At 68.8% G+C, this 14,218-nt stretch carries 12 protein-coding genes and 1 tRNA gene; 10 read left to right on the top strand and 3 right to left on the bottom strand.

Features of this window, described 5'->3' with window-relative positions; genetic code table 11:
• The first annotated feature begins 20 nt into the window (after window positions 1–20).
• Both DXK21_RS09930 and DXK21_RS09925 read left to right on the top strand, forming a co-directional pair.
• The gene (locus tag DXK21_RS09930) at window positions 21–1,028 is read left to right on the top strand and encodes a fumarylacetoacetate hydrolase family protein (RefSeq protein WP_114817621.1); all 1,008 of its coding nucleotides are present in this window, start codon (window positions 21–23) and stop codon (window positions 1,026–1,028) included.
• Window positions 1,029–1,164: 136 nt separating this feature from the next.
• A tRNA-Leu gene (locus DXK21_RS09925) sits at window positions 1,165–1,249 on the top strand.
• Window positions 1,250–1,354: 105 nt separating this feature from the next.
• On the opposite strand, the gene DXK21_RS09920 is transcribed toward DXK21_RS09925, so the two are convergent.
• On the bottom strand, window positions 1,355–1,558 hold the full coding sequence (locus DXK21_RS09920; RefSeq protein ID WP_162790623.1) for a hypothetical protein: 204 nt from the start codon (window positions 1,556–1,558) through the stop codon (window positions 1,355–1,357).
• 351 nt (window positions 1,559–1,909) lie between these two features.
• Between DXK21_RS09920 and DXK21_RS09915 the strand changes: the two genes are divergently transcribed.
• From DXK21_RS09915 to DXK21_RS09895, 5 genes are all read left to right on the top strand, one after another.
• A complete protein-coding gene (locus DXK21_RS09915) occupies window positions 1,910–2,473 on the top strand; it encodes a TetR/AcrR family transcriptional regulator (RefSeq protein ID WP_114817640.1) in 564 nt (187 codons plus the stop codon).
• Complete coding sequence (locus DXK21_RS09910; protein ID WP_114817619.1) at window positions 2,470–4,155, top strand: MFS transporter; 1,686 nt, start codon at window positions 2,470–2,472, stop codon at window positions 4,153–4,155. Before DXK21_RS09915 ends, DXK21_RS09910 begins: the two co-directional genes overlap by 4 nt.
• 13 nt (window positions 4,156–4,168) lie before the next feature.
• The gene (locus DXK21_RS09905; RefSeq protein ID WP_114817618.1) at window positions 4,169–5,284 is read left to right on the top strand and encodes an HlyD family secretion protein; all 1,116 of its coding nucleotides are present in this window, start codon (window positions 4,169–4,171) and stop codon (window positions 5,282–5,284) included.
• 244 nt (window positions 5,285–5,528) lie between these two features.
• Entirely contained in the window at window positions 5,529–6,797 is a 1,269-nt protein-coding gene (locus DXK21_RS09900) for a multidrug effflux MFS transporter (RefSeq protein ID WP_114817617.1), read from the top strand.
• Window positions 6,798–6,861: 64 nt separating this feature from the next.
• Window positions 6,862–8,829, top strand: coding sequence for a M1 family metallopeptidase (locus DXK21_RS09895; protein WP_114817616.1), 1,968 nt, complete (start codon window positions 6,862–6,864; stop codon window positions 8,827–8,829).
• A gap of 38 nt (window positions 8,830–8,867) precedes the next feature.
• On the opposite strand, the gene DXK21_RS09890 is transcribed toward DXK21_RS09895, so the two are convergent.
• Window positions 8,868–9,299: a DUF488 domain-containing protein gene (locus DXK21_RS09890; protein ID WP_114817615.1), complete on the bottom strand. Its 432-nt coding sequence runs from the start codon at window positions 9,297–9,299 to the stop codon at window positions 8,868–8,870.
• A 75-nt stretch (window positions 9,300–9,374) separates the two neighbouring features.
• Between DXK21_RS09890 and DXK21_RS09885 the strand changes: the two genes are divergently transcribed.
• Both DXK21_RS09885 and DXK21_RS09880 read left to right on the top strand, forming a co-directional pair.
• Complete coding sequence (locus DXK21_RS09885) at window positions 9,375–11,042, top strand: amidohydrolase (protein ID WP_245945175.1); 1,668 nt, start codon at window positions 9,375–9,377, stop codon at window positions 11,040–11,042.
• A gap of 112 nt (window positions 11,043–11,154) precedes the next feature.
• Entirely contained in the window at window positions 11,155–12,129 is a 975-nt protein-coding gene (locus DXK21_RS09880) for a complex I NDUFA9 subunit family protein (RefSeq protein ID WP_114817613.1), read from the top strand.
• A gap of 208 nt (window positions 12,130–12,337) precedes the next feature.
• Here DXK21_RS09880 and DXK21_RS09875 read toward each other — a convergent pair whose 3' ends face one another.
• A complete protein-coding gene (locus DXK21_RS09875) occupies window positions 12,338–13,144 on the bottom strand; it encodes an undecaprenyl-diphosphate phosphatase (protein WP_114817612.1) in 807 nt (268 codons plus the stop codon).
• A 112-nt stretch (window positions 13,145–13,256) separates the two neighbouring features.
• Here DXK21_RS09875 and DXK21_RS09870 point away from each other — a divergent pair, with 112 nt between their 5' ends.
• Window positions 13,257–14,210: a cation diffusion facilitator family transporter gene (locus tag DXK21_RS09870; RefSeq protein ID WP_114817611.1), complete on the top strand. Its 954-nt coding sequence runs from the start codon at window positions 13,257–13,259 to the stop codon at window positions 14,208–14,210.
• The last annotated feature ends 8 nt before the right edge of the window (window positions 14,211–14,218 follow it).

Here is a 14,218-nt window from a genome sequence, read left to right as displayed (position 1 = left end):
CCTCGGACTAGCTTCGCCCTATGAAACTCGCCTCGCTCAAGCACGGCCGTGACGGCCGCCTCGTTGTCGTCTCAAGGGACCTGAACTGGTTCACCGACGCCTTCCTGATTGCGCCCACGCTGCAGGCGGCGCTGGATGACTGGGAGCGCTGCGAGCCCCTGCTGCGGGCCCTGGCCGAGAGCCTGGAGCACGAAGCCGTGCCGCGCGGCCGCTTCCACGAGCGCGACGCAGCCGCCCCCCTGCCCCGCGCCTATCAGTGGGCCGACGGCTCGGCCTATGTGAACCACGTCGAACTGGTGCGCAAAGCACGCGGCGCCGAGATGCCCGCGACCTTCTGGACCGACCCGCTGATGTATCAGGGCGGCTCCGACCAATTCATGGGTCCGCGCGACGCCATCCCGCTGAAGGACGAGGCCTGGGGCTGCGACCTGGAGGCCGAGATCGTGGTCGTCACCGGCGACGTGCCGCTGGGCGCCAGCCGCGACGAGGCCCTGGCCTCGATCCGTCTGGTCGGTCTGGTCAACGACGTGTCCTTGCGCAACCTGATCCCCGGCGAACTGGCCAAGGGCTTCGGCTTCGTCCAGTCCAAGCCCGCCAGCGCCCTGTCGCCCGTCTTCGTCACGCCGGATGAACTCGGGGATCGCTGGAAGGACGGCAAGCTGTCGGGCGAGCTTCTGGTCCAGTTGAACGGCGCAGACTTCGGCAAGGCCGACGCGGGCGTCGACATGACCTTTGACTTCGGCGTGCTGATCGCCCATCTGGCCAAGACCCGCGCCCTGATCGCCGGGTCCATCATCGGCTCGGGCACGGTGTCGAACAAGGACGCCGACGGGGGTCCGGGCAAGCCGGTGGCCGAAGGCGGTCTGGGCTATTCCTGCATCGCCGAGGTCCGCACCGTCGAGACCATCCTGACCGGCGAAGCCAGGACCCCCTTCCTCAAGCACGGCGACACCGTCCGCATCGAGATGCTGGACGACAGGCATCACACCATCTTCGGCGCCATCGAACAGACGGTCGCCCCGGCCTGATCTCCGCTTTTCGAACGCCGTTCGCCGCAAGGGGCGAGCGGCGTTGGGACGACGCTCAGGGGTTTTTTCCTGAACCCGGAAACCGTCGATTGACCCGGCGAATTCCGCCGCTAGATTGCGCGCCTCCCAGACCTGTGCGGGTGTGGTGGAATTGGTAGACGCGCTGGATTCAAAATCCTGTTCCGAGAGGAGTGCCGGTTCGAGCCCGGCCACCCGCACCAACTGTCTGCTTCAAGCTCGCTTGAAGGCATCCTAAACCCATCCTGATAGCCGAAAGCCCGCCCCGGCGACCGGGACGGGCTTGATACAATTGATGGTGTCCGGGTTCAGTCGTAGCCGCCCAGTCCGCCCCGCCGACAAGCGCCGATGTATTCCTCGGTAAAGTAGGGGGTCGACGTGCCGATCAGAGGGCCGGCCGAGACGCGTCCATTATTGCACCCGTCCATCTTGAAGCCGACCTGATTGGAGAGCGTGGCGTCGCTGTAGTAGGTCTTGGCGTACATGGGTTCGCCGTAGTTCTGAGCGATCACACTCGAAGTCATTCCTGAGACTGCAACCACGGCCGCAGCCAGAAACGCGGCTCGTTTGGTCATCTTCGTCATAGGTCATCCTCATGTTTGACATGCCGTGTGGCTGAGCAAGTGCGCCCTGACACCCATGTCCGGTCAAGATCGAACACTACCTTGAGTTAGCATTACTCACGCTCGGCGTGTAAAATGTAGACCGCCCGCGCCAGTGAAGCAGCCAATGGCCCCGGTCGCGCATTCCGTGACAGGCAAGGCTAGGCGGCCAGAGCGCGCATGTCTCGTTACGGCCCGAAACAATGAATGAGTTCCACGACACTTGATTAAGCGGACACAAGTGTCCACTTGGCGTTCTTCATGACCCGTCCTCTTAGAAAAGACGCCGCCGAACGACGCGAGGCGCTGCTGAAGGCGGCCGCCGAGGCTTTCGCGTGCGACGGGCTGGACACGCCGCTGCACCTGATCGCCGAGCGGGCGGGGGTTGGGCGGGCGACGCTGTATCGCAATTTCGCCGACCGATCGGAGTTGGCCCTGGCGGTGTTTGTCGGCCAGATCGACGACCTGGGCCGGCGCACGCACGAACGGCTGGACGACCCCGAGGTCTTCCTGTGGTTCCTGGCCCAGATGGTCGAGCTGATGATCCAGAGCGCGGGCCTGTCCAGCGCCATCCGCGACCTGAGGGACGAGGCCCTGGCCCCGATCCGCGCGGGTCTGAAGCAGGCGGGCGCCGAGGCCTTGGCGGTGTCGCAGGCGGCGGGGCGGGTGCGGCCCGATCTAACCGTCGAGGACATCCGCGTCCTCGCCCTGATGCTGGGCGCGCCCTCGCGCACCGCCCCCGCCGACGACCGCGACGCCCTGAGCCGCCGGGCGCTGGCGCTGGTGCTGGACGCGGTCCGGCCGCAGAACGAGGGCCGTCCATGAGCCGCCGCGACTGGCACCTGCCCTGGGACGACTATCTGGCGACGCTGAAGCCGCACGAGCGGCCGGCCCTGCCCGGCTCGCCCGCCACCCCCGACCATTCGACGCCGATGCGCTGGGCCTATGCCGCCGTGGGCATTCTGGTGGCCCTGACCGGCAGTCTGGGCAATGCGGCGGTGACGGCCAATATTCCGCAGTTGGCGGGCGACCTGGGCGTGACCATCGCCGAGGCGACCTGGCTGCCCGTCATCTTCGTCATGACCAACGCCTGCATGAACCTGCTGCTGGTCAAGTTCCGCATGCAGTACGGCCTGCGGCTGTTCACCGAGATCATCCTGGTCGTCTTCCTGGCCACGGCGGCGGCCCACCTGTTTCTGGAGGACTTCGGCTCGACCTTGGTGGTGCGCGGCATCGCCGGGATGGCGGCGGCGGGGATGTCGACCCTGGGCATCCTCTACATCATCCAGGCCTTCCCGGCGCAGCACCGGCTGAAGGGCATCATCATCGGCGTGGGCCTGTCCAGCCTGGCCATTCCCCTGGCGCGCCTGGGGGTCGGGCCGCTGCTTGACCATGATCTGTGGCGGGCGGTCTATATGTTCGACCTGGGGCTGGTGCTGGTGGCCCTGCCCGCCGTCTTCGCCCTGAAGATGCCGCCGGCGCAGCGGATCAAGGCGTTCGAGAAGCTGGACTTCGTCACCTTCGCCCTGTTCGCGCCGGGGATCGCCCTGCTGACCGCCGTGCTGGGTCTGGGCCGGATCGTCTGGTGGACCGAGGCTCCCTGGATCGGACTGGCCCTGGTCGGGGCATTGGTGCTGCTGACCGCCGCCGCCGTCATCGAATACAACCGCGCCAATCCGCTGATCGACCTGAAATGGCTGGCGGGCGGCGACATCGTGCGGCTGCTGCTGGCCATTCTGCTGGTGCGCATCGTCCTGTCGGAACAGACGACCGGCGCGGTCGGCTTCCTGCAACAGATGGGCCTGGGCATCGACCAGATGCACGGCCTGTTCTGGGTCATGCTGCTGGCCACGGCGGCGGGGACCCTGACCAGCGCCCTGACCCTGAACCCGATGAAGCTGTGGAAGCCCATCTCCATCGCGCTCGGCCTGATCGCCGTCGGCGCCTTTATCGACAGCCACGCGACGGTGCTGACCCGGCCGGTGAACCTTTATTTCAGCCAGGCCCTGCTGGCCTTCGCCGCCGCCTTCTTCATCGGCCCGACCATGATCATCGGTTTCGGCAAAGTGCTGCAAGGCGGGGGCAAGAACCTGATCAGCTTCATCGTCGTCTTCTCCATCGGCCAGAACATCGGCGGCCTGATGGGCTCGGCCCTGGTCGGCACGGTTCAGACGATCCGCGAGAAGTATCACTCCAACCAGCTGGCCGAGCATATCGACCTGGGCGATCCCGAGGTGGTGCTGCGGCTGCAGCAACTGGGCGGGGCCTATGCCCACGTCATCGGCGACGCGGCCCAGCGACAGGGCGCGGCGCTGAAACTGCTGCAACAGCAGGTCAGCCAGCAGGCCCAGGTCCTGGCCTACAACGACGTCTTCCTGCTGATCTCGGGCGCCGCCGCCGTGGGCGCGCTCTGGGTCGCCGCCAACCATTTCCGCCCCCGTATCGAGGCGCGCCGCGCCGCCCACCGCGAGGCGGCGCAAGCCGCCGCCGCCGCCGCTGTCGAATGACCCGGACCCGACCATGACCGACGCCACACCCGCTCCCGCCCCTACGCCCGCCGCGCCTCCTGCCCCCGGGCCGCCACCCGCTGCGCCGTCGCCGTCCAGCGACCGCCGCGTGATGTGGAGCGTGGTGATGGCGCTGATCGCCCTGGTCGGCGTGGGCCTGATCCTGCACGCCTGGCGGCTGCCGCCGTTCGACGGCGGGCCGCAGACCACCGACAACGCCTATGTCCGCGGCCAGGTGACGGTCATCAGCCCCCAGGTCAGCGGCTATGTCACCTCGGTCGAGGTGCAGGACTTCCAGATGGTGCAGCAGGGCCAGCTGCTGGCCACCATCGACGACCGCATCTATCGCCAGAAGCTGGAGCAGGCGAAGGCCTCGCTGCACGCGGCGGAAGCCGCCCTGGCCAACTCGGCCCAGAGCCAGGCCTCGGCGCGCGGCTCGGTGGCCCAGACCCGCGCCTCCATCGCCGCCGCCGAGTCCGCCGTGACCAAGGCCCGCGCCGACGCCCAGCGCGTCCGCACCCTGTTCGCCGGCGGATGGGTGGCCCAGGCTCAGGTGGATACGGCCCAGAACGCCCTGCGCGCCGCTGAGGCCCAGTTGGCCGCCGCCCGCGCCGCCGAGGGCGTGGCCCAGACCGGCGTCACCTCTGCGGTCGTCGGGCGCGGCTCGCTGGAGGCCGCCGTCGAGAACGCCCAGGCCCAGGTGCGTCTGGCCCAGATCGACCTGGACAACACCCGCATCACCGCCCCGCGCGCCGGCCGTCTGGGCGAGGTCAGCGTCCGCGTCGGTCAGCAGGTTTCGGTCGGGACGCAGTTGATGGCCCTGGTGCCGGATGCGGTGTGGGTCACAGCCAATATGAAGGAGACGCAGATGCGCGACATCCGCGTCGGCCAGCCGGTCGAGATCGCGGTCGACGCCCTCGGCGGGCAGACGTTGAAGGGCAAGGTCGAGCGCATCTCGCCCGCCACCGGGTCCGAGTTCAGCGTCATCCGCCCCGACAACGCCACCGGCAACTTCACCAAGGTGGCCCAGCGCGTGCCGGTTCGCATCTCTATCGATCCCGGTCAGGAGGCCGCCGCGCGGCTGGCCCCCGGCATGTCGGTGACGGCGCGGATTCAGGTGCGGGAGTAGGCCTCCTCGCCGTCACCCCGGACGCCCGCAGGGGCGATCCGGGGCCCAGGCGCCAGCCCCGGGCAGGACGCAGACATAAGCAACCGCCTGGGTTCCGGGTTCACTGCGCGCCCCGGAATGACGGCAGGGAGACGAAAGGGCATGACCAAATGGCTCAGCCCGCGCCCCGCCCCGTCATGGTGCAACGCAAAATTGATGCAGCTTCAGGGTTGCGTCAGCCTGTCGCAGCCCGCAATTGGTCCCGATGACCAGCGCCCCGACCACCTCTCCCTCAAGTCCGGGGGCCGCCGCGCCCAAGGGGCCGGGGTTCGCCGAATTTGTCTGCCTGATCGCCATCATGATGGCGATGAACGCCCTGGCCATCGACGCCATGCTGCCGGCCCTGCCGCACATCGGCGAAGACCTGGGCGTCGCCAACGAGAACACGCGCCAGTGGGTCATCACCGCCTATCTGCTGGGCTTCGGCGGGGCGCAGCTGTTCTACGGCCCGCTGTCGGACCGCTATGGCCGTCGTCCGGTGCTGTTCGTCGGCATCGGCCTCTATGTCCTGTTCAGCATTCTGGCCGCCTTCGCCGCCTCGTTCGAGCTGCTGATCCTGTCGCGCATCGGCATGGGTCTGGGTTCGGCGGCGACGCGGGTGCTGGCCGTGTCCATCGTGCGCGACCGCTATTCGGGGCGGACCATGGCGCGGGTCATGTCGCTGAGCTTCCTGGTCTTCCTCGGCGTGCCCATCCTGGCCCCGACGGTCGGCCAGTTGATCATGCTGGTGGCGCCGTGGCGCTGGATCTTTGGCTTCTTCGCCCTGTTCGGCGGGTCCTTCCTGATCTGGGCGGCCCTGCGCCTGCCCGAGACCCTGCATCCCGAAGACCGGATGCCGATCAATGTGAAGCGCATCGCCGGCGCCTTTGGCCAGGCCCTGACCAGCCGTCTGGGCATGGGCTACACCCTGGCCATGACCGCCATCAGCGGCGCCCTGTTCGCCTTCATCAACTCGTCGCAGCAGATCTTCTTCGACGTGTTCAAGTCGCCCGGCCTGTTCACCACCGTCTTCGCCCTGGTGGCCGGCGGCATCGCACTGGCCTCGGTGCTGAACTCGCGCCTGGTGGAAAGGCTGGGCACGCGCCTGATCGCCCATACGGCCCTGTTCGGCTTCATCGGCTTCAGCCTGCTGCACGCCGTCATCGCCTGGATGGGCCACGACAGCCTGTGGATGTTCGCCGTCCTCCAGGCCTGCAAGATGTTCTGCTTCGGCTTCATCGCCGGTAATTTCGGCTCCATGGCCATGGAGCCGATGGGGCATATCGCGGGCACGGCCGCCTCAGCCCAGGGCTTCATCTCGACCATAGGCGGGGCCCTGCTGGGCTTCTGGATCGGCCAGCAGTTCGACGGCTCCACCGTGCCGATGACGGTGGGCTTCGCGGTCCTGGGCGTCGTCGCCCTGCTACTGGTGCTGACCGCCGAGAAGGGGCGGCTGTTCAAGGCGCATCACCTCCGTCCTGTGACGGCAAGCTGAACCGAGGCTTGATCTTTACGGCGCGAGGGAGCCTTTTCGCACGCATCTGAATACGGAGCGTTCGATGACCCTGAAGCTGGTTGGGCGGGTTTCCGCCCTGGCCCTCGCCGCCGCCCTCGCCTCTTCCCTTGGCGCCTGCGCCACCGCGCCTGAAAGCGTGCCGATGACGCCTCTCGTCCCCGCCGCGCCCGCAAAGCCGGCCCTCGCCTACGCCGACGACATCCACTCCAACGCCCGCCCGGCCGAGGCGCGGGTCGGCCACGTGGCGCTGGACCTGACCGCCGACTTCGCGGCCAAGACCCTGTCGGGCTCGGCGACGCTGGACGTCACCGGCCGCGTCGGCGCGACCGAGGTGGTGCTGGACACCAAGAACCTGAACATCCGCGGCGTGCGCGACGCGCAGGGGCGCCCGCTGCGCCATGAACTGGGCGCCGTGGACGCCATCAAGGGCCAGGCCCTGACGGTCCACCTGCCCGCCTTCGCCGGGACCGAGGTCCAGAAGGTCGTCGTCGACTATTCGACCCGTCCCGAGGCGGCGGCGCTGCAATGGCTGACCCCACAACAGACGGCGGGCGGCCAGAAGCCCTATCTGTTCAGCCAGGGGCAGGCCATCCTGACCCGAACCTGGGTCCCGACCCAGGACAGCCCCGGCATCCGCCAGACCTATTCCGCCCGCATCACGGCCCCCGCCGACCTGACCGTGGTCATGTCCGCCGAGCACCTGACGCCGCAAGGCGAGGCCGCCGCTGCGGGCCAGAAGGCCTGGCGCTTCGACATGGATCGGCCGATCCCGCCCTATCTGATGGCCATCGCCATCGGCGACATCGCCTTCGCCTCGTTCGATGGGCGCACCGGCGTCTGGACCGAGCCGAGCCGACTGGAGGCCGCCCGCGCCGAGCTGGTCTCGACCCCGCGCATGGTCGACGCCGCCGAGGCCCTGTACGGCCCCTATCGCTGGGGCCGGTATGACCTGCTGGTCCTGCCGCCCAGCTTCCCCTTCGGCGGGATGGAGAACCCGCGCCTGACCTTCGCCACCCCGACCATCATCGCCGGGGACCAGTCGCTGGTCTCGCTGGTGGCGCATGAGCTGGCGCACTCCTGGTCGGGCAATCTGGTGACCAACGCCACCTGGTCGGACATCTGGCTGAACGAAGGCACCACGGTCTATTTCGAGAACCGGATCATGGAGGCCCTGTACGGTCGCGAGCGGGCCATGCAGGAGCAGGTCCTGGGCTGGGGCGAGCTGTCGGCGGAACTGGCCACCACCGCGCCGGACGACACCAAGCTGCACATCGACCTGACCGGGCGCGACCCCGACGACGGCCTGTCGGGCGTGCCCTATGAGAAGGGCGCGGCCATGCTGCGCACCATCGAACGCATCGTCGGTCGCCCGACGTTTGACGCCTGGCTGCGCGGCTATTTCGACCGCCACGCCTTCCAGCCCATGACCGACGTCGGCTTCCTGGCCGACATTCAAGAGCATCTGATCAAGGGCGATGCGGCGCTGGAGGCCCAGCTTCAACTCGAAAACTGGATCTACCAGCCCGGCATGCCTTCGAACTGGGTCCCGCCAGTGTCGGACGCCTTCGCGGCTGTGGACGTCCAGGCGAAGGCCGTCTTCGCCGACAGGGGCCCGGCTTCGGCCATCGACTGGAAGAACTGGAACACCCAGCAGCGCCAGCGCTTCCTGGCCTGGCGTCCCGAAGGGCTGAAGGCCGGCGCCGACTGGCTGACGACGGCGCAGCTGGCCGATCTGGAGAAGACGCTGAACCTGGCTGACGAAGGCAACGCCGAGCTGACCTTCGCCTGGCTGCAGATCGCCCTGGCGCACCGTTATGAGCCCGCCGTCGCCACCGCCGATCGCTTCCTGACAACCCAGGGCCGTCGCAAGTTCGTCCTGCCCCTGTTCCAGACCCTGTGGGGCGAGGGCGACTGGGGCCGTCCGATCGCCACGCGCATATACGCCAAGGCGCGGCCGCTCTATCACCCAGTGACGTCGGGTTCCGTGGATCAGTTGGTGGGACGGCCGTAGCGAAAGCAATCCTCCCCCGCCTGTGGGGGGGAGGATTTTTACAGGTCCACCACCTCGACGCCGTCCTCGCGGGCCAGCCGGTCAGCGAGGATGGCGCGGTGGCAACCGCAGGCCTCGGCCTCGAAGCACAGCAGAGCGACGCGCTTCTGCCCCGCCACATGCCGAAGGTTCTGGAAGGCGGCCTCGGCGTCGGGTTCCTGCATGTGGGCGTTGAAGATGGCGTGCATGGTCGCCACGTCGCCCTTGCGCGCTGCGTCGCGCCCGGCCTTGGGCGTGCCGAGCGGCCGCAGATGAAGATAGTCGACGCCTTCCGCCCTCAGGCTCTGGCCCAGCAGAGTCTTGGAAAAACCGGCCCGGCGCGAGGCCGCCACCGCCCGCACATCGACCAGAACTTCCACGCCAGCCGTCTTCAATCGCCCAATGACCTGGGCCTGGGTCGAGCCTTCATAGCCGATGGTGAACAGCTTCATCCGGCGATGATGCGCGCAGGATCGCTTGACGCCAAGCGCGGCTGCGGCTCCCCTGCGTTCGACCTGGAGGCGCTGATGTTCCGAACCCTGAAGACGACCCTGCCGCTGGCCACTGCCCTGATGCTGGCCGCAGCCCCCGCCGCCTTGGCCCAGAACCTGATGATCCGGGGCGGGACCATCCATACGGGGGACGAGGCCCAGCCGACCGCCGAGGTGGTGGCCGTGCGCGACGGGCGCATCGCCTATGTCGGCGCCGCCGCTGGCGCGCCCTCGGCCGAGGGGCTGGAGGTGGTGGACCTGAAGGGGGCGACCCTGTTCCCCGGCTTCACTGACGGCCACGCCCATCTGGACGGCATCGGCTGGCGCGAGATGACGCTGAACCTGGAGGGCTCGGCCTCGGTCGTCGAGGCGATGGCGCGGCTCAGCGACTGGGCCAAGGCCCACCCGGAGGGCGTCATCATCGGGCGCGGCTGGATCGAGACCCATTGGCCGGAGAAGCGCTTCCTGACCGCCGCCGATCTGGACGCCGCCGCGCCCGGTCGGGTGGTGCTGCTGAGCCGGGCCGACGGCCATGCGGTCGCCGTCTCCAGCGCCGCGCTGAGCGCCGCCGGGATCAAGGCCGCGACGCCCGCCCCATCGGGCGGCGAGATCCTGAAGGACGCGAACGGCCAGCCGACCGGCCTGCTGGTCGATGGGGCCATGGCGCTGGTCGATCCGCTGACGCCCCAGGCCGACGAAGCCGCGACGCGCGCGGCCTATCGCGCCGGGTTCGGCGTCTATGCCCGCTATGGCTGGACTGGCGTCCACTTCATGAGCGCGCCGTGGAAGGACGTGCCCTTGCTGGAGGCGATGGCGCGGGAAGGCGAGGCGCCGCTGCGGGTCTATAACAGCATCGACATGGGCGACGCCCGCGCCCTAATGACGGGCGGGCCGCGCGACGCGGGCGCCGGGCGGATCATCACCCGCGCGATCAAGTTCTACGCCGACGGCGCCCTGGGCTCGCGCGGGGCCAAGCTGTTCGAGCCCTATTCGGATCGCCCCGACACGTCCGGCCTGATGCTGGCGTCGCGCGAGACGGTCATGCCGCTGTATCAAGAGGCCCTGCGCACCGGCATCCAGATCGCCACCCACGCCATCGGCGATCAGGGCAACCACGACGTCGCGGCCTGGTACGAGGAAGCCCTGCGGTCCGTGCCGAAATCGGAGTGGAAGCTGGCCGATCCGCGCTGGCGCATCGAGCACGCCCAGATCATCCGGCCCGCCGATTATCACTACTTCGACGAGTTGCCGATCATCGCCTCGATGCAGCCCAGCCACGCCATCGGCGACCTGCATTTCGCCGCCGATCGGCTGGGCGACGCCCGGCTGGACGGGGCCTATGCCTGGCACACCCTGGTGGACAGAGGCGTCATCTTGGTCGGCGGCTCGGACGCGCCGGTCGAGCGCGGCGATCCGCTGATCGAGTTCTACGCCGCCGTGGCGCGGCGCGACCTGAACGGCTTCCAGGGCCCGGACTGGCGTCCGAACGAGGCCGTGGAGCGGGCCACGGCGCTGAAGATGTTCACCCTCTGGCCCGCCTACGCCAGCTTCCGCGAGAAGGAACTGGGCACCATCCAGGTCGGCAAGCGGGCGGACTTCACCGCCTTCGACATCGACCTGATGACCGTGCCCGCCGCCGACATCCCCAAAGGCCGCGCCGTCCTGACCGTGGTGGACGGACAGGTGGTCTACCGGGCCGACTAAAGGCTTCTGACCCGCCTGTGCGTTGCGGCGGGGCGGCGCATCGGTTAAGCCCCGGCGAGGATTTCTTCTCCGGCCGCCCGTTGCGGTCGGGGTTTGGCGTTGGAGCGTACAGATGGCTGATTTCGCCCCCGGTCTTGTCACCGTTTTCGGCGGCTCGGGCTTTGTCGGAACCCAGGTGGTGCGGGCCCTGGCCAAGCGCGGCTGGCGCGTGCGCGTCGCCGTGCGCAAGCCCGCCCTGGCCTATGAGCTGCGCATGGCCGGCGACGTCGGCCAGATCCAGACCGTCCGCTGCGACATCACCGACAAGGCCGCCGTGGCCGAGGCGATCAGGGGCGCCGACGCCGTGGTCAACCTGGTCGGCATCCTGTTCGAAACCGGCGGCCGCAAGTTCGAGGCCCTGCACGTCCAGGGCGCCGTCAATGTCGCCGAGGCCGCCCGCGCCGCCGGCGTCAAGCGCCTGACCCATATGTCGGCCATCGGCGCCGACGTGAACGGCAAGGCCGCCTACGCCCGCACCAAGGGCGCCGCCGAGGCCGCCGTGCGCGCCGCCTTCCCCGGCGCCGCGATCATCCGCCCGTCGATCATCTTCGGCTCGGACGACGCCTTCCTGAACAAGTTCGCCGCCATGGCGACCTTCTCGCCCGCCCTGCCGCTGATCGGCGGCGGCGTGACCAAGTTCCAGCCTGTCTATGTCGGCGACGTGGCCGAAGCCGTCGCCCGCGCCACCGTCTCGCCGGAAGCCGAGGGCAAGACCTTCGAACTGGGCGGCCCCTCGGTCTGGACCTTCGAGGACATCCTGAAGTTCATCCTGCGCGAGACCAAGCGCGAGCGCTTCCTGATCCCCATCCCCTTCCCCATCGCCCGCATGATCGGGTCGCTGGCGCAGATTCCGGCGGCGATCGGCCTGGCGCCGGCCCTGACCAAGGATCAGGTCCTGCTGCTGGAAGGCGACAATGTGGTCTCCCCGGGCGCCGAGGGTCTGGCCGAACTGGGCATCGAGCCCACGGGTCTGGAAGCCATCGCTCCGGGCTATCTGTTCCGCTACCGCGTCGGCGGCCAGTACGCCGAGAACCCGACCGCCGCCTGATCGGGCTGGTCATAAAGAACCCCTCGGGACACTGGTTCCGAGGGGTTTTTCTTGGGCTATTCCTCTGCCGTCATCCCGGACGATGGCGCGCGAAGCGAGCCGAAGATCCGGGACCCAGACGGCGGAGATCAATGGGACGAGGCCGCGCATGGAGCCGCCGCCTGGGTCCCGGATCGGCCTGACGGCCGTCCGGGATGACGGCAAGTATTTACAGCGCGCCTGTCACCGCCAGGCCGATGATGCCCGCCACGCCGACCACGATCCGCCACCAGGCGAAGGGGCCGAAGCCGCGCCGCGACACGAAGTCGAGCAGGAAGCGCACCACCACCAGGGCCGTCAGGAAGGCGGCGATAAAGCCCACCGCGATCAGGCCGAAGTCGCTGAAGTCCAGCACGTCGCGGTTCTTGAACAGGTCGTAGAAGACCGCCGCCCCCATGGTCGGCAGGGCCAGGAAGAAGCTGAACTCCGCCGCCGAGCGCTTGTCCGTGCCCAGCAACAGGCCGCCGGCGATGGTGGCGCCCGAGCGCGACACGCCCGGAACCATGGCCAGGCACTGGAACAGGCCGATCAGGAAATAGACGCGGAACGGATAGCGGTCGGCGTCCAGATAGGTGGGCATCTTCTTCAGCCGGTCCAGCCACAGCAGCAGCAGTCCCCCGACGATCAGGGCGACGCAGACCACCAGGGGCGTCTCGAACAGCACCGTCTTGATGAAGCCGTAGGCCAGGAAGCCGATCACCACGGCGGGGGCGAAGGCGACCAGCAGCCCGATCAGGAAGCGCCGCGCCTCGGGATCGAAGGGCCAGCGCGTCGCCAGGGTCCACAGGCGCTTGAAATAGACGCTGATGATGGCCAGCAGGGCGCCCAGCTGGATGACGATCTCGAACGTCTTGCCGGTGCTCTCGAAGCCGAGGAAATGCCCCAGCAGCAGCAGGTGGCCGGTGGACGACACCGGAATGAACTCGGTCAATCCCTCGACCAGACCCAGAAGGATCGCCGTCAGCCAGTCAGCCATGGAAACTCCGTCTCGACCGGCGGCGGTTCGTCCGCGCCGGGCAGGCCTTCTTAGCGCCCCGGACAAGACGCCGCCATTGGCGGATGCGCGGTTTTGCGCGACAAGGGCGGGGATGACCGCCTCCGCTCTCGACGACGCCCACGCCACGACCCGCCGGATCACCACCCTGTCGGTGGGAACGGCGACGATCCTGATCGTGATGAAGGCCTTTGCGCTCGGCGCCTCGGGCTCGGTGTCGATCTTGGCGACCCTGGCGGATTCGACGCTGGACCTGATCGCCTCTCTGGCGACCTTCTTCGCCGTGCGCTGGGCCGCAGCGCCCGCTGATCCCGAGCACCGCTACGGCCATGGCAAGGCCGAGGCCCTGGCCGGTCTGGTGCAGGCGGGTCTGATCTTCGCCTCCGCCGTCTTCATCGGCTGGGAGGCGGTGCAGCGCATCTTCGATCCTCGCCCCGTCGCTGCGGGCGGCTGGGCCGTCGGCGTAGTCGTCGCCTCCATCGCCGTAACCCTGTGGCTGGTGTGGATGCAGACCCAGGCGCTGAAGAAGACCGCCTCCCTGGCCGTGGCGGGCGACCGCGCCCACTACGCCGCCGACCTGGCGGCGAATGTGGTGGTGCTGATCGGCGTGATCTCGGGCGCCTACCTCGGCGCGCCGGGGCTGGACGCGGCGGCGGGTCTGGTCGTGGCGGTCTGGCTGTTCTGGGGCGCGATCACCCTGCTGCGCGAGTCCGCCGATCACCTGCTGGACCATGCCGGGCCGGAAGAGGCGCGCGTGGCCATCACCGCCGCCGTCCTGGCCGATCCGCGCATCTCGGGACTGCACCAGCTGCGGACCCGCCTGGCCGGGCAGGTGCTGATGGTGCAGATGCACGTCGATCTGGACCCGACCCTGACGCTGGAGGCCGCCCACGCCATCGTCGTCGAGGCCGAGCAGCGCATTCAGGCCGCCTTCCCCCACGCCGACATCCTGATCCACGCCGACCCGCGCGGTCGGGCGGAGGTCCACGCCGCCCGCCCCGAGGAAGCCGTCGAGCCTCTGACGATCCAGTCCGGCCCCTGGTCATGAGCTGCGAC

Source organism: Brevundimonas bullata, assembly GCF_003350205.1.
In the GTDB taxonomy this organism is placed as follows: Bacteria; Pseudomonadota; Alphaproteobacteria; order Caulobacterales; family Caulobacteraceae; genus Brevundimonas; species Brevundimonas bullata.
The sequence above is the reverse complement of the archived record's forward strand: the minus strand, read 5'-3'. Positions and strand labels throughout refer to the sequence as shown.

Excerpts from the sequence above, each read along its gene's own strand:
- DXK21_RS09930 (WP_114817621.1), top strand. The coding sequence starts at position 21 with ATGAAACTCGCCTCGCTCAAGCACGGCCGTGACGGCCGCCTCGTTGTC.
- DXK21_RS09915 (WP_114817640.1), top strand. The coding sequence starts at position 1,910 with ATGACCCGTCCTCTTAGAAAAGACGCCGCCGAACGACGCGAGGCGCTG.
- DXK21_RS09910 (WP_114817619.1), top strand. The coding sequence starts at position 2,470 with ATGAGCCGCCGCGACTGGCACCTGCCCTGGGACGACTATCTGGCGACG.
- DXK21_RS09905 (WP_114817618.1), top strand. The coding sequence starts at position 4,169 with ATGACCGACGCCACACCCGCTCCCGCCCCTACGCCCGCCGCGCCTCCT.
- DXK21_RS09900 (WP_114817617.1), top strand. The coding sequence starts at position 5,529 with ATGACCAGCGCCCCGACCACCTCTCCCTCAAGTCCGGGGGCCGCCGCG.
- DXK21_RS09895 (WP_114817616.1), top strand. The coding sequence starts at position 6,862 with ATGACCCTGAAGCTGGTTGGGCGGGTTTCCGCCCTGGCCCTCGCCGCC.
- DXK21_RS09890 (WP_114817615.1), bottom strand. The coding sequence starts at position 9,299 with ATGAAGCTGTTCACCATCGGCTATGAAGGCTCGACCCAGGCCCAGGTC.
- DXK21_RS09885 (WP_245945175.1), top strand. The coding sequence starts at position 9,375 with ATGTTCCGAACCCTGAAGACGACCCTGCCGCTGGCCACTGCCCTGATG.
- DXK21_RS09880 (WP_114817613.1), top strand. The coding sequence starts at position 11,155 with ATGGCTGATTTCGCCCCCGGTCTTGTCACCGTTTTCGGCGGCTCGGGC.
- DXK21_RS09875 (WP_114817612.1), bottom strand. The coding sequence starts at position 13,144 with ATGGCTGACTGGCTGACGGCGATCCTTCTGGGTCTGGTCGAGGGATTG.
- DXK21_RS09870 (WP_114817611.1), top strand. The coding sequence starts at position 13,257 with ATGACCGCCTCCGCTCTCGACGACGCCCACGCCACGACCCGCCGGATC.